The organism is Methylobacterium phyllosphaerae (assembly GCF_001936175.1).
In the GTDB taxonomy this organism is placed as follows: domain Bacteria; phylum Pseudomonadota; class Alphaproteobacteria; order Rhizobiales; family Beijerinckiaceae; genus Methylobacterium; species Methylobacterium fujisawaense.
On record NZ_CP015367.1, the window covers coordinates 4373917 to 4391746 of the forward strand.

The window sequence follows — 17830 nt, forward strand, 5'->3', positions numbered from 1 at the left end:
CCGTGCGCGAGACCTTCCACATCGAAGTCCTCGGACCGGAACCGGACGAGATCCAGACGCGGATCTCCGTGCGGGTCGGCAGTCTGGAGAGCGCGCAGGAGCGGGCTCTGCGCCTGTTCGCCCGCGCCCGGGTGCCGCAGCGGTCGGGGGAGCCGGCCGAGGCCGTCCGGGTGATCGACGGTGCCGGCCGCGAGGTGTTCTATCGCACGCGCTTCGACGCGGGGGATTGAGGCGCGAGGAATCCGTCGATGCGCACAGCCCTGATCCTGCCGCTCCTGCTCCTCGCCGCCTGCGCGCTGTTCCTGCGCAGCTACACCCTGCCGCCGGCCCCCGACCGCCGGGGCGGCACCACGCTCCTGCTGACCTGGCCGAACCGCCCGGCCTTCGGCAGCCCCCGGGCCGATTGCCTCGCCGGGCCCGCGGACGGGCCGGTCCTGCCCTGCCTGATCGCCTCCGTCGCCCGGGCGCGCGACGATGGGTACACGCTGCTGCAGCTGCCGTTCTGCGCGGCCTGCTACGACCTGTCCGGGCGGATCGCCGTCATGGGCGGCGACGCGGCGGCGACGCGGGCACGGCTGGTGCAGATCGCCCGCTTCGGATGGTGACACGCGCCCGGGCGACGCGCTCCCGGGCGCGCTCCAGGGTCCGGGCGACCGGGAACAGGGGATCGCGCCCCCCCTCGACCAGGAGATGGGCGATCGGCCGGCGCTCCGTCCAGAAGGTGGTGCCGAGGGCGAAGCCCGGCGGCGCGCAGGAATCGATCCGGTCGATCGGCCAGTCGCCCGCGGCCAGGGCCTCGGTCAGCCGGTGGACGAGCTGGACGCCCGGCGCGGTCTCCGGTCGGGTCTCGTCGTTGGCGATTTTCAGCACCCAGGCCTCCCGGCCGGTGACCGGCAGGATCAGGGAGGCCAGAAGTTGCTCCCCCCGGCGCAGGCGGGCGATGCGCACGCCATCCGCCGCGCCGAGATCGGCCAGGGCGGCGCGCAGGAAGGCGATCTCCGCCGGCCGCTGCGCCAGGCTCGTCCCGGCCTGCCCCTTCCAGCCGGCGGTCTCGAGGGCGACGTGGGCGTCCAGGGCCGGGCCGAGGGCTTCGGGCGCGGCGAGGATCTCGAAGGTCACGGGCCCCGCCGCCTCCAGGCGCGCGCGGGCGCGGCGCAGCTTGCGGCGGCGCTGACCGGAGAGGTGCCCGAGATAGCCGCTCCGCGCCTCCGGCCCGAACCCGCTCAGATCCAGCAGGCCGCGGTCATGCGGCCAGTAGGCGGCCCGGCGTCCGCCCTGCGCGGTGAGGAGGTCCGGCAGGGGGCCGTCGGCGGGGGCGTTCGGCAGGAGGAGCCGCGGCGGCAGGCCGAGCACACCCGGCGCGGCGAGCAGCCCCGCGAGGGCGGCCTGTGGATCGGCACCGTCGAGGAGCGGCGCGCCGAACGGGGCGTAGCCGTGAGTCCAGCCCATGAGCAGCGGCAGCGGCAGACCCCAGCGCCGCCGCGACAGCCGGAACGGCCAGACGGCGACGAGCCGGGCCCCCGGCGCCTCCGGCGGCCGGTCGGCGACGAGGAGGAGCCGGACGCCCGCCCCGAAGGCGTCGCGGGCAGCCAGGGCGTAGCCGGCCTCGTAGAACGGGTTTCGGATGAGCGACGCCGCGCCCAGCGCCCGCCAGGCCGGGATCCAGGGGGCTCGGGGATCGAGGGGCCGGACCGCCGCCACGAACCCCCCCGGTAGCGCGGCGATGTCTGCCATGGCGGGACCGTCAGGCCGCGAGCCGGTGGCGGATCGCGCCGGCGAAGCCGAGCACGTCGTAGCGCCATGCCGTCATGCCGGCGGCGACGGCGAGCAGGACCAGGCGCAGGGCCTGCCCCGGCGGCATCAGCCCGCCCGGGACCAGGGCGATGCCGGCATTCACCGCGCCGCAGGCGAGCGCGATCCCGGCGATCCCCGCCATGTCGGCGAGGGGCAGCGGCATCGTCGTGCCGGCCCGGCGGGCGCCGAGCACCAGCACGAGGCAGGCCGCGCTCTGGCCGCCCGCGAAGGCGAGGGCCGCCCCGGCGGCACCGAACCGCGGGATCAGCAGGAGCGACAGGGCGGCGACCGCGGCGAGGGTCGCGAAGGCGGCGGCGGCCTCCAGGCCGCTGGAGCGGGTGAAGTAGATCACCTGCCCGAAATAATAGGCGCGGAACATCATCAGGATGGAGGCCAGGATCAGGACCGGCGCGAGCTCCCGCGCCTCCGCCCGGTAGGCGGGCCCGAGCAGCACCGCCACGACCAGATCGTCGAAGCACAGGAAGAACACCGCCCCGAAGGCGGCGACCAGCGTCATGGCCCGGGCGGCGTCGCGCAGCACCCCGGAGGCCGCCGCCATCCCGCCCGCCCGCGCCTCGCGCTTGGCGATGGAGATCAGCGACAGGGCGATCGCCTCGCCGAACACGATGAAGCTCTGCTTCAGGAAGTCGGCCAGCGCCCCGTAGGCGCCGAGCCCCGCTGGCCCCACCGTCTTGGCGATGATCAGCCGGTCGAGGCTCTGGGCGAGCGCCGCCGTCCCGAAGGACAGGACCAGCGGCCAGCCATAGGCGAAGAGCCGCAGGGCCTCGGCCCGGCTGCCGCGGCCGGGCATCATCGGCGCGATCGTGGCGGCGGCGGGGAGCGAGGCCAGGACGTTGGCGGCCGCCACCGCGAAGGCGAGATGCAGCGGATCCTGCGAGAGATGCAGCGCGAGGCTGCCGAGGGCGAGGATCAGGACGGCCCGGCTCATCACCGAGGCTGCCACCGCCCCGGCCCGGAGGCGCGTCCGGGCGATCTCGGTGGAGCCCTCGAACAGGGTGCTCCCGAAGGCGAGCGCCAGGATCGCGGCCGCCATCCGCGCCGACATCAGCCCGAGGCCGGCGGCCAGCGCGCTCCCGAGCCCCGCGAGCAGCAGCGTGCCGCCCAGGATCCGCACCACGGTGCCGACCTGCGCGGGCTCGCGCGCCTCGTCGTAGAGGGCGAAGAACGCGAATTTCGGCCACTGGCAGGTCGCCCCGTAGAGCACCAGCGACCAGGACAGGACGTAGAGGTAGGTGCCGTAGCTCTCCACCGGCGCGAGCCGCGTGAACACCGCCACGGAGGCCATGTTCAGGGCTGCCGCGAAGCCCCGGGAGCCGACATAGATCAGGCTGTGTCGGGCGATCATGTCCTAGAACCGGTCACACGCACCACGACCTCGCACCACGCTGGGACAGACCGGCTTCGTGGCGGGACGTAACGCAGGGACGGCGGGCATGACAGCCCGGGCCGTGCAGGCGGCGTGCCGCCGGCCCCGGCCCTCAGCCCGCGCCCCGCTTCCGGATCAGCGACGCGCCGGTCATCTCGGCCGGCTGGTCGAGCCCCATCAGGTCGAGGAGGGTGGGCGCCACATCCGCCAGGCGGCCGTCGGCCAGGGACACGCCGTCGACGCCGATGAGCAGGGCCGGGACCGGGTTGAGGGTGTGGGCGGTGTGGGGCTCCCCGGTCTCGGGATCGCGCATCATCTCGCAATTGCCATGGTCGGCGGTCACCAGCAGCGCCCCGCCCTGCGCCGTCACCGCCTCGACTACGCGGCCGAGGCAGGTGTCGACGGTCTCTACCGCCTTCACGGCGGCCGCGAGACTGCCGGTATGGCCGACCATGTCGGGATTGGCGAAGTTCAGGATGATGAGGTCGTAGCGCCCGGAGCCGATCGCCTCCACGGCGCGATCGGTGAGTTCCGGCGCCGACATCTCCGGCTGCAGGTCGTAGGTTGCGACCTTGGGCGAGGGCACGAGGACCGCGTCCTGCCCCGCGAACGGGTCCTCGCGGCCGCCGTTCATGAAGTAGGTGACGTGCGGGTACTTCTCGGTCTCGGCCATGCGCAACTGCGTGCGGCCGGCCCGGGCTACGGTCTCGCCGAGGCCGTTGGGCAGGTCGAGGGGGCCGAACAGGGTCTCGGCGAAGGCGTCGATCTCGACGCTGTACTGGACGATCCCCAGGGCGGCGGCGAACCGGACCGTCCGCGTGCGGTCGAATCCCGCGAAGGCCGGGTCGAGGAGCGCCTCCAGGATCTGCCGGGTCCGGTCGGCGCGGAAGTTGAAGCACAGCAGGCCGTCGCCGTCCCGCATGCCGGCATAGTCGCCGATGATCGCGGGCCGCATGAACTCATCCGACACGTCCTGCGCGTAGGACGCGGCGACCGCCTGCCCGGCCCGCTCGAACCGGGTCCCGCGCGCCTCCGTGAGGGCGTCGTAGGCCGTCTGGACCCGCTCCCAGCGCCGGTCGCGGTCCATCCCGAAATAGCGGCCGCACAGGGTGGCGATGCGCGCGCCCTTGGGCAGGGTGGCCGCCACATCGGCGATGCAGGTGGCCGCGGAGCGGGGCGGCATGTCGCGCCCGTCGGTGAAGCCATGGAGACGGACCGGGATCCCCGCCGCGACCAGCAACCGCGCCAGCGCCACGGCGTGGTCCTGATGGGCGTGGACGCCGCCGGGCGAGAGCAGGCCGACGAGGTGGCAGGTGCCCCCCGATGCGCGGAGGGTCTCGATGAACCGGATCAGCGCCGGATTCCGGGCGAGCGAACCGTCGGCGACGGCGGAGTCGATCCGCGGCAGGTCCTGCAGGACCACGCGGCCCGCCCCGATATTGAGATGCCCAACCTCGGAATTGCCCATCTGCCCCGCGGGGAGGCCGACATCGGCGCCGAAGGTTTTCAGCTGCGCCCGGGGATGCGCCTGCATCAGCGCGTCGAAGACCGGGGTCTTGGCTTGGTGGACGGCGTTGTCGGCCACCGCGTCCCGCAGACCCCAGCCGTCGAGGATCACGAGCATCACGGGACGCGGCGTACTGTCGGGCACGGTCACAACTCTCCTGCGCTGCCGCACGCGGGGCGCGGCCGGTCTCCGGGCCCTGCGCGGCCGGATCGTTGCGCGTGTCGATAATCGCCTTGGCCCCGTGAGGCCACCGCCCCAATGGGCGAATGGGCGACGGATGCGAGAGAGCGTCGGGCTTCTGACATGGCAGGGCCGCGCCCAGCCCATCGCCAGGCGCGGCACCGGCCCGGCGTCAACCGGTCAGTTGACGCGCGCCGCGTCGGATCCCGGCGGGACGCCGAGCCCGGGCCGCTTGCGGCGCAGGGCGGCCCGGAGGACGGTCCGCCAGTAGCCCGGATGGGACAGGAACCCCGCCGCCCAGGACAGATGCATGGCCACCGCCGCCGGTCCGCTCAGGAGCAGGACGGGGTCCCGCGCCTTGAGGGCCAGGGCGAGGCCGCACAGGCCGCAGGCTCCGGCGTAGAGCAGCAGCGGGATCAGCAGGGCGGGCATCAGGGCTGCCAGGGGCAGGGCCGCGACGGCGTAGAGCAGAACCAGGGCCGGCAGCATCTGGCGGGCGCGCGGCAGGCTGGCGTGCTTCTCGAGGGTCCGCGCGCAGCCGCGACCGTACTGACGGTATTGCCGCGCGAGGCTGCCGAAGCGCGCGCGGGGAAAATACGTGATCGCGAGGTCGGCGGCGAGGTAGATCCGCCCGCCCGCCGCGCAGAGCCGCCGGTCGAGCTCGGCATCCTCGTTGTGGGTGAAGGTCTCGTCGTAGCCGCCCACCCGCAGGAACGCCCGCCGGTCGAAGGCCGCGTGGTGGCCGTGGGCGACGTAGCCCGAGATGCCGCCCTGACGGTGGGCCGAGCCGCCGTTGCCGAGGCGGCTGTTCTGCGCCGCCGCGATGGCCCGCTGCAGCGGCGTGACCCCGACGGTCCGGAGCGGCACGACCACCGAGACGGCTTCCCGCAGCTGCATCGTGCGGACGAGGTTCTGCACGAACCCCTCCGGATAGACGGCGTGGCAATCGGCGCGGACCAGGTAGGCGGAGGCGGGATGCGCCAGCCGTGCCGCGAGGTTGAGGGCCGCCGCCTGGATCCGGCGCTCGTTGTGGACGAGCCGGATCCGCGGATCCCCGGCGCTCAGGGCGGCGACGATCGCGCAGGTGCCATCGCGGCTGCCGCCATCCAACACCAGCAATTCGCAGGCGACCGCATCCCGGTCGGGCAGAACGGACGCGATGGCCTCGGCGATGTGGTCGGCCTCGTCGAGGGCCGGCATGGCGATCGTCACGAGCGGAGCACCGGCGGCGCGCGCGGGGGTTCTCGTGGGTGATCTCATGGGGGCTCTCCCGACACCGGGCCCCGGTGGTCGGCGGATCCGGGCCGGCCGTTCCGGAGGGAAGCGGACGCCGACGGTCCCGCGTCCGAGGGCTCATCTGCCGTGATTGGCCGCGATTACGGTCATTGATCACAACCACCACTTCGGTTGGCCGCACCGATACGACGAAAGGTGTAATTCTGACCGCCCCACCGCAATGATAGCCCGTTCCGGCGGGACAGCCGGACGGCTCGACAGTCGATTCGAACCGGATCCCGCGAGCTCGATCACGGGCTCGAAGCGTCATGCGGGACCCCCTCGAATGATGAAATCTCTGGATGCGCTTGCCCTCGGCCCGTCGGAATGCGGGCTGACCGAACAGCGAGGCGATCCGTCGACGCTGCGGGTCACCGAGATTGCGCCCGACGACCGGATCATCGCCTTCGACGCCGTGGGCCTCTGGCAGTATCGCGGTCTCTTGCGCGTCCTGATCCTGCGGGACCTGAAGGTCCTCTATCGTCAGACCGCCCTCGGCGCCTGCTGGGCGATCGCACAGCCGCTCTTCACCGTCCTGATCTTCACCGTGATCTTCGGCCACTTCGCCAAGATCCCCACCGACGGCGCGCCCTACGCGCTGTTCGCGGGCAGCGCGGTCGTCCTGTGGACCTACTTCGCCGAAGCGGTCCGGCGCAGCGCCAACGGCCTCGTGGCGGAGGCCGAACTCATCCGCAAGATCTACTTCCCGCGGTTGGTCATCCCGCTCGCCACGGTGATCTCGCCGATGGTCGATTTCGCCATCGCGCTGGCCGTCATGCTGGCCCTGATGGTCTGGTACGGCGTGGTGCCGGACTGGCACCTCGTGCTGACCGTCCCGACCCTGATCGTCACGGCGATGCTCGCCCTCGGCGTGAGTCTGTGGCTCGGCCCGATCAATGTCCGCTTCCGGGACGTCAAGCATACGCTGCCGTTCCTGATCCAGATCTGGATGTACGCCTCGCCGATCGTCTACGCGTCGAGCATCGTGCCCGCCTCGGTGCGCTGGCTCTACGCACTCAATCCCATGGTCGGCCTGATCGAGGCGTTCCGGTTCGCCGTCCTCGGCGGGACGCCGCCCGACGCCTTCGCGATCACGGTCTCGGTCACGGCAGCGTTCGTCCTGCTCGTCAGCGGACTGATCTTCTTCCAGCGCATGGAGCGCTCCTTCGCGGATGTAATCTGATGTCGATGGCAATCAGCGTACAAGATATCGGCAAGCAGTACTGGCGCGCGCCGCGGGCCGCGCACCAGAACTCCCTGCGCGACGCCCTCAGCGAGGGCGTCCGGGGCCTCCTGTCCCGCCGCTCCGAGGCGCGCCCGGCACGGGAATCCTTCTGGGCGCTCAGGGACGTCAGCTTCGGCATCAAGCACGGTGAGAATGTCGGCATCATCGGCCTGAACGGCGCCGGCAAGAGCACGCTCCTCAAGCTGCTCTCACGGATCGCCGCCCCCACCACCGGCCGCATCCGCCTCGAGGGTCGGGTCGGTGCCCTGCTCGAGGTCGGCACCGGCTTCCACAGAGAGCTGACCGGCCGGGAGAACATCTTCCTGTACGGCTCGATCCTGGGCATGGGCCGGCAGGAGATCGCCGACAAGTTCGACGCGATCGTCGCGTTCTCGGAGATCGGAGACTTCATCGACACGCCGGTCAAACGCTACTCGAGCGGCATGTATGTCCGGCTGGCCTTCTCGGTCGCGGCCCATCTCGAGCCCGACATCCTGCTCCTGGATGAAGTCCTGGCCGTCGGAGACTACGCCTTCCAGAGAAAATGCATGGACTTCGCCCATCGCCTGCAAGCAAGCGGCGCCACCATCCTGATCGTGTCGCACAACATGTTCAGCGTGAAGACGATGTGCAAGCGCGTGATCTACATCAAGAACGGGACGGTGGCCTATGACGGGCCCGTGGATGCGGGCCTCAAAATCTACGAGCAGGACAGCTACCTGTCCCACCCCTCGTGGTACAGACCCGAACAGTCGAGCCAGGACTTCCGGATCACCGGCGTCGAGATCGTCGACGCGGCCGGAGAGGGCAAGACGGTCTTCTCCCACGGCGAGCGGATGCGGATCCGCATGCGGTATGCGGCCGATCTGCCGATCCACGACGCGAACGTCTCCTGCTCCTTCACCCGCGCCGACGAGACCCATTGCTGCACGTTCAGCACGCTGCTCGACGCGGCACCGGTGCCGGTGATCGCCGGTACGGGGACGATCGAGCTGCTGACACCGCCGCTCCGGCTCACCGCGGACGATTACCGGGTGTCGATCTCCGTGCGCCGCAAGGGCTTCGACACGATCGCCGACGCCAAGATCGGCGCCCGGTTCCACGTTCAGCACCCGGATCTCGATCCGTACATCTTCGGCATCTTCCACGAAGAAGGTCACTGGACCTTCGGCAGGTAGACTTATCGGGAAGGCAAAGAACCATGAGCACGGTCGATGTCGTCGTCCCCTGCTACAATTACGGCCGCTACCTCCGCGCATGCGTCGACAGTATCCTGACGCAGCGCGATGTGGACGTCCGGATTCTCATCATCGACGACATGTCGAACGACTCATCCGAAGAGGTGGGACGGGCCCTGGCCCGGGAGGATGCCCGCGTCACCTATCGGCGCCACACGGTCAACCAGGGACACATCAAGACTTTCAACGAAGGAATCATCGACTGGGCCACGGCCGACTACACGCTGCTGCTTTCGGCCGACGACATGCTGACGCCCGGGGCGCTCGCCCGCGCGGCGCAGGCGCTGAACCGGCATCCCGAAGCGGGGCTCGTCTGCGGGATGGCGGTGTCCCAGGCCGGCGACGTGGAGCCGGTGGCCGTCGCCGACGCATCGGACCCGGAATGCCGGCTCGTCCCGGGGCGCACGTTCATCAAGCGCTTCTGCGACTTCGGAAACCAGTTCGCATCCCCGGTCGTGATCGTCCGCACATCCGTCCAGCATCGTCTCGGCGGCTACAATCCGAAGATGCGGCACACCTCCGACATGGAGATGTGGATGCGCTTCGCGTGCCATGGGCCCGTGGTCATCCTGAATGCGAAGCAGGCCTATTACCGCTGGCATAACCAGAACATGAGTTCTCATTACTATGCACAGGCGATCAGCGATCGCCGTGAGCAGATGGAAACCTGCCGCGTCATCCTGCAGGAGCAGGGAGACAGGATCCCCGAGCTTCAGGGATGGGTGGCCGCGATGCAGCGGCGGATCGGACGCGAACTCCTGATCACGGCGAGCAACTCCTTCACCCTGCATCACGACGACGACTGGAAGGAGATCCTCGCAGCTGCAGCGGAGTTCGATCCGCACCTGCTCCTGCGGCGCGACTGGTGGAAGCTCGCCCTGAAGCGGGTGATCGGTCGTCCGGCGCTCCATACCTTCCGCAGGCAGCTGCACCGATCGAACGGACGGTCGATCCGGGAGTGTCGTCTCGACTGGACGAACCATGGCGAGGTCACGGGCTGGTGGCCCGCCTGAACATCCTGTCGCGGACGGTGCCTTCTCGGCGCCGCATGTCAGCACAGGTGCAATCGAGCGGAGGACGACGTGCAGAGGCCCGTCATAAACGTCGCATTCGGCATCGATCAGTCGTACATCCCACAACTTCGTGTGGTCATGCGCTCGATCGAGACACGAAACGAACGCAACCCGCTGCGGTTTTTCGTCTTCCATGACGGCATCGACGCGGCCAGCCGAGCCCAGGTTTCGACCCGGCGCGCCACGATCGAGTGGATTCAGATCTGCGATCCGGTCCTGCTCGGGTTCGACGCCCATCGCCCGAGCATGAGTCGGGCGACGTATTTCCGGTTGATGATCCCGCGATTTATGCCGCCTGACGTCAGTCGTGCGATCTATCTCGATTCCGATCTCATCCTTCAAAGCGACATCGCCGAACTCTGGGACTTCGACCTCGGCGCCCATGCGCTCGGAGCCGTGGTCGATGCCGGCCTCAACCCGCGCGACTTCGCCGCGCGGTACGGCCTGCCGGCCCAGGGCCGATACTTCAACGCGGGCGTGCTCCTGCTGGATGTCCAGAAACTCAGAGCGGACCAGAGCTTCGATCACACGATCGCGCTCCTTGCAAGCAACGTCTACGATTACGACGATCAGGATGCGTTGAACATCAGCTTCTGGAACCGCTGGACCAGCATTCCACCGGAATGGAACTTCCAGCGCAATTTTCTCTACGAGAAGTTCGCAACGTGGACCGCTCTGACCCGGAGCGCCCCGCGGCCGAAGATCATCCACTTCACCGACGCGACCAAACCCTGGCGCCGCGACGAATGGCATCCTCTGGCGTGGCTTTACCTGAAGGAGCTGCGCGGTGCCGAGTTCGGCCTGAGCCTCCTGCGCAATGCGGGCATCGGCTTCAAGACCCGGCTCAAATGGCGTCTGCGCTGGCTGCTGTGGAATTTTAGATGCTTCTGCAGATGGAACCTCGGCCTCCAATAGCGAAGCCGGCCTTCTCCTGAGTTTCTCGGAAGCGTGCCGGCGCCGAACGCGCCGACGCGGCCCCGGTCGAACCCCGACACGTCACGGCGCCCGACATGAAGCTGACCTACTTTGCCGGCGATCCGCCGAACTTCGGGGATGAACTCAACCCGCTGGTCTGGAGCGCGATGCTTCCGGACGGCTTTCTGGATGATCGCGAGGAGGCGCTGTTCCTCGGGATCGGCTCGATCATCCAAGACATCTACCCGAGATCGGCAAGAAAATACGTTATCGGGTCCGGCTACGGCGGCTATTCGGCGATGCCGGACGTGCATGACGGATCCTGGGACGTCCTGTTCGTCCGTGGCCCCGGGACCGCGCAGCGCCTCGGCCTCCCGGCGGAGCGGGCGATCTGCGATCCAGCCGTCCTGCTGCGCCTGCTGCCGCTGCCGGAGGCCGCGTCGGGCATCACGGTCGCCTTCATGCCGCATTACGAAAGCCTGGAGCGTGGCTTCTGGCAGGTGGCCTGCCGGATGGCGGGCGTCACGCTGATCGATCCCCGGGACGATGTCGGGCGGATCCTGTCCCAGATCAGGGGCGCCAGGCTCCTCATCACCGAGGCGATGCACGGCGCCATCGTCGCCGATGCCCTCCGCACACCCTGGATCGCCGCCAAGCCGCTCCATCACTCGCATCGCATGAAGTGGCGGGACTGGTCCGAGTCCCTCGAGATCGACCTGCGCCCGCATGCCTTGCTGCCGAGCAACATCCGCGAGATGTATCACGTCGTTTGGCCCAACGCCGAAGTCTGGCGCGCGGCGCGTTCGAGCACGATGCCGAGTCTCAAGCCCGTCAATCAGATGCTGACCTGGATCGCCGCGAAGCGTCTGCAGCAGCTGTCGCATGCGGAGCCGCAGATGAGCCGCGACACCCGGCTGGATGCGGCCGTCGACGGAGTCGCCTCTGCCATAGATCGGTTCGTTCGGTCCCGCGGCGGTTCGGGCCTGCGCGCGACCGGACGGGCATCGGCTTCGGCCCGTTCCGCGTCGATGCGGTCGATGCGCTTGACGGCGTGAGGGCGGCCGCGGGGGCGATCCCGCCGATCCCCGTGACGGCCCGGCTGGCGTCCGATCAGATCGGCCGATGCATCGAGGCCATCTGAACCAGCGCCCTTCGGCAATCCCGGCGCGCGACCAGATGATAGGTCGCGCGGACCGGGAAGACCCTCAGCGCTCCGACGATCGCCCTGAAGGCCCGGCGCTTCTGGCCGCGCGAGGCCGCGGCGATCATGATCGTGACGAAATACCAGTAAAAGTGCTGCAGCGTTCCTTGATACGCCCTGAGGAACGCGAGGGGCGAGGGCCAGATACGCCATTCCGGCACACTATGCCTGAAGAAGACCAGCCGGTCGTAGGCAAGACGGTCGTACTGAATCGCGTCGTAGGTGCCGTGGGCGCGGCCGCGGAAGAGCATGCAGGGTGTCTCGACATAGCCCAGGGTCCGCCGGCGGGCGATACGGAGCTGCCAATCCAGGTCTTCTCCACCGATGAGCGTCTCGTCGAACAGACCCACCAAATCGCGGACGCGTCTGCGGACCACGAGCGTGCCCAGTTGAGGAAAGTAGCCGCTCAGCATGGTCCGAAGAAGCGCGTCGCCGACGCCCGGATGCCGTTCCGGCCAAGGGGCTGAGGGATTCTTCAGGTCCGGGTCCGTGCCGACGGCCTGCCCCAGAACGCCGTCCAAGGCGGGATCCGCATCGAGGACCGCAATCTGCGCACGCACATTCCCCGGAAGCCACGCGTCGTCATCGTCGAGGAAAGCGATGAAGTCGCCGGTCGCCAAACGCAGGCCCGCATTCCGTGCCGCGCTCGGCCCGCGGCGCTCCACCGCCACGTAGGTGGCCCCGAACGCCTCGGCGATCGCCCGGTTCTCGCACGCGCCCCCATTGTCCGCGACGAGGATTTCAAACGCGAGATCGCGATCTTCGAGGCGCCGGATGCTTGCGAGCGCACCGCGCAGAAGATGGGGCCGCCGGAATGTCGGCACTATGACCGAAACCAGCCTCGGACCGTCTTGCATCGGGGCGCCTCCCAGGCCGATGGATCTGCTGCGACATGACAGGGCAGTACGGCCTCGGACTGTTGGAGCACCCCGAGACGCCGGAGATCAGACCCATTCTTCCCACGCATCGAAGGCGCCGCGCAGCAGGGCCTGGAAGATCAGATCATGGTCGAAGCAGGTGACGAAGGTCCGCCCCACGGTGCCCTCAGGTTTGGTCTCCTCCGCCTGCGCATAGAGGGTCCGGTAGCCGGCCTCGCGGGCCGCCTGTTGGGCGAAGGGCGTCCAGTTCATCGACTGACCGAGCGGGATCGCGAAGCTCGCCGGAGCGACGCCCAGGCGCCGCGCGATGATGGCCCGGGAGACGACGAGTTCCTCGACGGTCCGATCCGTGTCGAGGCGCCCGAAATCCGGGTGCGTCACCGAGTGGCTGCCGATCTCGACCCCGGCCGCAGCGAGCGCCTCGATGGCGCGCCAGTCCAGGATGCCGCGCGGCCCGGTCTCGGGCCGGTCCAGCCAGCCTGCCACGATGAACAGGGTCCACGGGATCCCGTAATCACGCAGGATCGGGGCCGCCGCGCTCAGCACGCTGTGCCAGCCATCGTCGAAGGTGATGGCGAGGTCGCGGGCGCCGCCGCGTCCCTCGGCGATGGCGGCCGCCGGCACGAAGCGGTAGCCCAGACGGAGCGCCCGCTCGATCTGATGCCGGAAGCGCCCGGGGGCGACGTCGTTGACGCCGCATTCCGGCTGGCCCACCGAGTGGTAGCAGAGGATGCGCCCGCCCGGCAGGGCCCGACGCCGGCGGGCGAGGGCGAGCGTCGTGCGCTCGCAGGCCATCCGGGCGGCGGCGACGCGCGGGCGGGTCAGGCCGACCGTCCGGGCGAGGCTCTTGACCGGTGCGGGGATCATCGCAGGGCGGCGCGCAGGCCGTCGACGACCTGATCCTGCGCCACCTCCGTCATCGCCGCGTAGAGCGGCAGCAGGATCGCGTGCTCGCGGGCCCGCTCGGATTCCGGCAGCGCGAACCGCCGCGGCGCCTCGGCGTAGGGCGGCTCCAGATGCGCGCACATGATGCCCCGGCGGGTGGCGATGCCCCGGTCGAGCATCGCCTGCATGACCGCCTGCTGGTCCGCATCGTCCGGGAGGCGGACGCAGTAGCTCTGCCAGTTGCTGCGCAGCCCCATCGGCTCGGGCGGCGGCGTCACCCCGGGGAGGTCGGCCAGCCGCACGCGGTACCCGTCGGCGAGGTCGCGGCGCCGGGCGATCAGGTCGGGCAGCCGCTTCAGCTGCTCCCGGCCGATGGCCGCCTGCACGTCCGTCATCCGGTAGTTGAAGCCCGCGATGGCGTATTCCTCGACCACCACCCGGGCGCTGCCGTGGCGGGCGATGTCGGAGACGCTCATCCCGTGCTGGCGCAGCAGCCGGAAGGTCCGGTCCCACGCGGCGTTGGCGGTGGTGATCATGCCGCCGTCGCCGGTGGTCAGCACCTTGCGCGGGTGGAACGAGAAGCAGGCGATGTCCCCCGCCGGGCTGCCGATCGGCCGCCAGACGTCGCCCTGGAGCCGCTCGGAGCCGATGGCGCAGGCCGCGTCCTCGATCACCGGGATGCCGGACCGGCGCCCGATCGCCACGATCGCCTCCAGGTCGCAGGGCATGCCCATCTGGTGGACGCAGACGATCGCCTTCGTCTTCCCGGTGATCGCCGCCGCGGCGGCGTCCGGGGCCATGTTGTAGGTCGCCGGGTCGATGTCGACGAAGATCGGCGTCGCCCCGCACTGGGCGATGGCGTTGGCGGTGGCGATGAAGCTGTGGCTCACCGTCACCACCTCGTCGCCGGGGCCGACCCCGACGGCGAGGAGCGCGAGATGCAGCGCGGTCGTGCAGTTCGAGACCGCGCAGGCATGGGGCGCGCCGACGATCGCGGCGAACTCCGTCTCGAAGGCCGCGACCTGCGGCCCCTGGGTCAGCCATCCGGAGCGGACGACGGCGGCGGCGGCCTCGGCCTCGGGGTCGCCGACTTCGGGCTTGGCAATCGGGATCATGCCAGCGCCCGCCGCAGGTGTTCCGAGCGGGACTCGTCCTGCCACCAGGCGACGAGGTCGGCGAGGCCCTCGGCCGCGCCGATCTTCGCCTCGAAGCCGATCAGCGCCTTGGCGAGGCTCGTGTCGCAGAGGCGCCGGGGCACCGGGTTCACGGCCCGCTCGGCCTCGTGGATCAGCGGCGTGCCGTCCCGGCCCATGATCCGGGTGAGGTGGCCGGCGAGGTCGACCAGCGAGGTCTCGACGCCGGTGCCGACGTTGAGCACCACGTCGGTGGCCGGCGAGATCGCCGACAGGATGTTGGCCCGGGCGATGTCGCGGACATGGACGAGGTCCATGGTCTGCAGGCCGTCGCCGAAGACGATCGGCGACTGGCCCTCGGCCAGGCGCTGCATCCAGCGGACCATGACCTCGGTGTAGCGGCCGGTCAGGTCCATCCGCGGGCCGTAGGCGTTGAAGTACCGGAGCGCGACGTAGTCCAGCCCGTACATGTCGTTGAACGAGCGCAGCAGACCTTCGCCGAAGGACTTGGCGGCGCCGTACAGGGTCCGGTTGTCGTAGGGGTGGTGCTTCTCGGTCGTCGGGAAGACCTCCGCCATCCCGTAGACCGAGGCCGAGGAGGCCATCACCACCTTGGCGACGCCGGCCTCGACGCAGCTCTCAAGCAGGTTGAAGGTCGCGGCGGCCATCACCTCGAAGGCGTGGCGCGGCTCTGCGGCGCATTGCGTGATCCGCAGGGCCGCCTGGTGGAACACCACGTCGGTGCCCTTGACCAGCGTCTCCATCAGGGCGCGGTCGCGGATGTCGCCCTGGACGAGGCGGACGCGGCCGGAGCCGAGGGCGTCCCCGAGATTCTCGGGGCGGCCGCGGATCATGTTGTCGATGGCCACGATCTCGTCGCAGCCGGCCTCGACCAGAAGGTCGATGATGTGCGAGCCGATGAAGCCCGATCCGCCGGTGACCAGGATCCGGGTCCCGCGCAGGTCGCCGCTGAACCGGCTTCCCTTGGTGACCTCACGCAGCTTGGGCATCGGCGACCTCGCAGTAGCTCGCGACGGCCCGGCAGACGGTGTCGATCTGCGCGGACGTCATCTCGGGGAACATCGGGAGGGACAGGGTCCGGGCGGCCAGCCGCTCGGTGACCGGCAGGCGGCCGGCGCCGTCGTCGAGGTGACTGTAGGCGGGCTGCCGGTGGACCGGGACGGGATAGTGGATCCCGGTGGCGATGCCGGCCGCGTTGAGGTACTGGCGCAGCCCCTCGCGGTCCGCCGTCGACACGGCGTAGACGTGGAACACGTGGTCGAGCCCGGCGGGCGCCGGCAGCTCCAGGCCGAGGCCCGCGAGCCGGGCGCCGTACTCCGCCGCCACCGCCTGGCGGGCGCGGGTCCAGCCCTCCAGGTGCGGGAGCTTGACCCCCAGCACCGCGCCCTGGACGCCGTCCATGCGCAGGTTGAAGCCGTGGCGGACGTGGTTGTACTTGCCCTGCTGGCCCCAGTCGCGCAGGCAGCGGGCCGCCGCGGCGAGGTCGTCCCGGTCCGTGACGATGGCGCCGCCCTCGCCGTAGGCCCCGAGATTCTTGCCGGGATAGAAGCTGAAGCAGCCGATATCCCCGATCGTGCCGGCCTTGCGGCCGCCGCGCTCGGCGAGATGCGCCTGGGCGGCGTCCTCGACGAGGGCGAGCCCGTGGCGCCGGGCGATGGCGCCGAGCGCGTCGAGATCGGCCATCCGGCCGTGGAGGTGCACCGGCAGGATCGCCTTGGTGCGGGGCGTGATCGCCGCCTCGACCAGGGCCGGGTCCATGGTCCAGGTGACCGGGTCGATGTCGACGAGGACCGGGGTGGCCCCGGCATACAGGACCGCCGCGACCGTCGCCACGAAGGTCGACGAGACCGTGATCACCTCGTCGCCCGGGCCGATGTCGAGGGCGAGGAGGGCGAGGTGCAGGGCCGCGGTGCCGCTGCTGACGGCGACCGCGTGGCGGGCGCCGCAGGCCTCGGCGAAGGCCGTCTCGAAGGCGCTGACCGCCGGGCCGAGGACGAAGTCGCCGCTGCGCAGGACGTTGAGGATTGCGGTCTCGACGTCGCCGCCGATCGCCGCGTACTGCGCCTTGAGGTCGAGGAAGGGGATCACGAGGCCCTCGCAAGTGGCATGAGGTCGATGGGGGCGCCGTTCTGGCGCAGGGAGCGCATGGCGGCTTCGAGCATCTCGACGACGCGCAGGCCGCTGTGGCCGTCGGTCATGGGCGCGGTGCCGTTCTCGATGGAATCGGCGAAGTGCTCGATCTCGACGATCAGCGCCTCGCGGAAGGACAGGTGCGGCGACCACATGTCGCCGGTCCGGTAGGAGACCATCAGCTCGGTGATGTCGTCCGAGCCGCCGCCGACCGTGACGCCGCGGTCGTAGACCTTGACCTTCTCGATCGGGTCGAGGTCATTGTAGACGATCATCTTCTTGCTGCCGCCGATCAGCGTCTGCCGCACCTTCACGGGCGCGAGCCAGTTGACGTTGATCTGCGCGACCACGCCGCGCGGGTAGAAGACGGTCAGGTGGGCCATGTTCTCGGGACGGCCGCTGAAATGGCCGGTGCCGCTCGCCGAGATCGCCACCGGGGCGAGATCCAGGATGTGGTCGAGGATCGCGAGGTCGTGGACCGCCAGGTCCCAGATCACGTTCACGTCGCGCTGGAACAGGCCGAGGTTCACCCGGGTCGAGTCGTAGTAGAACACGTCGCCGATGGCGTCGGTCGTGACGAGCTCGTGGATCTTCTCGACCGCACCCGTGTAGACGAAGGTGTGATCGACCATCAGCCTCAGGTTGCGCTTGGCTGCCTCCTCGATCAGCAGCCGGGCCTCGAAGGCCGAGGGCGTGATCGGCTTCTCGATGAAGACGTGCTTGCCGGCCCGGAGCGCGTTGATGGCGATCTCGAAATGCGAGCTCACCGGCGTCGCCACCATGACGGCGTCGATCGCGGGATCGGCCACGAGGTCGCGCCAGTCCTGATGGAGCTGGACGGCGGGGTAGCGCTTGCCGGCCCGTGCGAGCGCGGCGGGCGACTGGTCGGCGATGGCCACCAGCTGGCAGCGCTCGCTCTCCGACGTGCACCGGGCGAGGTTCGGCCCCCAGTAGCCGTATCCGACGATACCGATCGAGATCATGAGTG

At 70.1% G+C, this 17830-nt stretch carries 17 protein-coding genes; 7 read left to right on the top strand and 10 right to left on the bottom strand.

All coding sequences use genetic code 11. The features are described 5' to 3' along the window. Positions 1–2: 2 nt before the first annotated feature. Together MCBMB27_RS19870 and MCBMB27_RS19875 are read left to right on the top strand one after the other, a co-directional pair. Positions 3–230, top strand: a complete 228-nt coding sequence (locus MCBMB27_RS19870; RefSeq protein ID WP_020091174.1) for a hypothetical protein — start codon at positions 3–5, stop codon at positions 228–230. Positions 231–248: 18 nt separating this feature from the next. Next, positions 249–605, top strand: a complete 357-nt coding sequence (locus MCBMB27_RS19875) for a hypothetical protein (RefSeq protein ID WP_043379198.1) — start codon at positions 249–251, stop codon at positions 603–605. Here MCBMB27_RS19875 and MCBMB27_RS19880 read toward each other — a convergent pair. From MCBMB27_RS19880 to MCBMB27_RS19895, 4 genes are all read right to left on the bottom strand, one after another. Continuing rightward, entirely contained in the window at positions 541–1734 is a 1194-nt protein-coding gene (locus MCBMB27_RS19880; RefSeq protein WP_075381118.1) for a GNAT family N-acetyltransferase, read from the bottom strand. The genes MCBMB27_RS19875 and MCBMB27_RS19880 overlap by 65 nt on opposite strands. Positions 1735–1744: 10 nt before the next feature. Then, entirely contained in the window at positions 1745–3160 is a 1416-nt protein-coding gene (locus MCBMB27_RS19885) for a lipopolysaccharide biosynthesis protein (protein ID WP_053609334.1), read from the bottom strand. A gap of 133 nt (positions 3161–3293) precedes the next feature. Then, positions 3294–4805 carry a 2,3-bisphosphoglycerate-independent phosphoglycerate mutase gene (gene gpmI / locus MCBMB27_RS19890; RefSeq protein WP_043379441.1) on the bottom strand — a complete coding sequence of 504 codons (1512 nt, stop codon included), beginning with the start codon at positions 4803–4805 and terminating at the stop codon, positions 3294–3296. A gap of 243 nt (positions 4806–5048) precedes the next feature. Then, positions 5049–6128: a glycosyltransferase family 2 protein gene (locus MCBMB27_RS19895; RefSeq protein WP_075381119.1), complete on the bottom strand. Its 1080-nt coding sequence runs from the start codon at positions 6126–6128 to the stop codon at positions 5049–5051. Between the two features lie 301 nt (positions 6129–6429). On the opposite strand from MCBMB27_RS19895, the gene MCBMB27_RS19900 reads away from it, so the two are divergent. From MCBMB27_RS19900 to MCBMB27_RS19920, 5 genes are all read left to right on the top strand, one after another. After that, the gene (locus MCBMB27_RS19900; RefSeq protein WP_075381120.1) at positions 6430–7326 is read left to right on the top strand and encodes an ABC transporter permease; all 897 of its coding nucleotides are present in this window, start codon (positions 6430–6432) and stop codon (positions 7324–7326) included. Continuing rightward, positions 7326–8546, top strand: coding sequence for an ABC transporter ATP-binding protein (locus MCBMB27_RS19905; protein WP_075381121.1), 1221 nt, complete (start codon positions 7326–7328; stop codon positions 8544–8546). Before MCBMB27_RS19900 ends, MCBMB27_RS19905 begins: the two co-directional genes overlap by 1 nt. Before the next feature lie 23 nt (positions 8547–8569). Then, entirely contained in the window at positions 8570–9619 is a 1050-nt protein-coding gene (locus MCBMB27_RS19910) for a glycosyltransferase family 2 protein (RefSeq protein ID WP_053609331.1), read from the top strand. Positions 9620–9688: 69 nt separating this feature from the next. Next, positions 9689–10594 carry a glycosyltransferase family 8 protein gene (locus MCBMB27_RS19915; RefSeq protein ID WP_075381122.1) on the top strand — a complete coding sequence of 302 codons (906 nt, stop codon included), beginning with the start codon at positions 9689–9691 and terminating at the stop codon, positions 10592–10594. Positions 10595–10689: 95 nt separating this feature from the next. Beyond that, positions 10690–11649 carry a polysaccharide pyruvyl transferase family protein gene (locus MCBMB27_RS19920; RefSeq protein WP_075381123.1) on the top strand — a complete coding sequence of 320 codons (960 nt, stop codon included), beginning with the start codon at positions 10690–10692 and terminating at the stop codon, positions 11647–11649. Positions 11650–11704: 55 nt separating this feature from the next. Here MCBMB27_RS19920 and MCBMB27_RS19925 read toward each other — a convergent pair whose 3' ends face one another. From MCBMB27_RS19925 to MCBMB27_RS19950, 6 genes are all read right to left on the bottom strand, one after another. Next, positions 11705–12652: a glycosyltransferase family 2 protein gene (locus MCBMB27_RS19925; protein ID WP_043379183.1), complete on the bottom strand. Its 948-nt coding sequence runs from the start codon at positions 12650–12652 to the stop codon at positions 11705–11707. Positions 12653–12739: 87 nt separating this feature from the next. Beyond that, positions 12740–13540, bottom strand: a complete 801-nt coding sequence (locus tag MCBMB27_RS19930) for a polysaccharide deacetylase family protein (RefSeq protein WP_043759821.1) — start codon at positions 13538–13540, stop codon at positions 12740–12742. After that, the gene (locus MCBMB27_RS19935) at positions 13537–14673 is read right to left on the bottom strand and encodes a DegT/DnrJ/EryC1/StrS family aminotransferase (RefSeq protein WP_075381124.1); all 1137 of its coding nucleotides are present in this window, start codon (positions 14671–14673) and stop codon (positions 13537–13539) included. The genes MCBMB27_RS19930 and MCBMB27_RS19935 overlap by 4 nt, the downstream gene beginning before the upstream one ends. Continuing rightward, positions 14670–15701 carry an NAD-dependent epimerase/dehydratase family protein gene (locus tag MCBMB27_RS19940; protein ID WP_043355148.1) on the bottom strand — a complete coding sequence of 344 codons (1032 nt, stop codon included), beginning with the start codon at positions 15699–15701 and terminating at the stop codon, positions 14670–14672. Before MCBMB27_RS19940 ends, MCBMB27_RS19935 begins: the two co-directional genes overlap by 4 nt. Next, entirely contained in the window at positions 15685–16800 is a 1116-nt protein-coding gene (locus MCBMB27_RS19945; protein ID WP_043379175.1) for a DegT/DnrJ/EryC1/StrS family aminotransferase, read from the bottom strand. Before MCBMB27_RS19945 ends, MCBMB27_RS19940 begins: the two co-directional genes overlap by 17 nt. Continuing rightward, a complete protein-coding gene (locus MCBMB27_RS19950; protein WP_043379174.1) occupies positions 16797–17825 on the bottom strand; it encodes a Gfo/Idh/MocA family protein in 1029 nt (342 codons plus the stop codon). The genes MCBMB27_RS19945 and MCBMB27_RS19950 overlap by 4 nt, the downstream gene beginning before the upstream one ends. Positions 17826–17830: the final 5 nt, after the last annotated feature.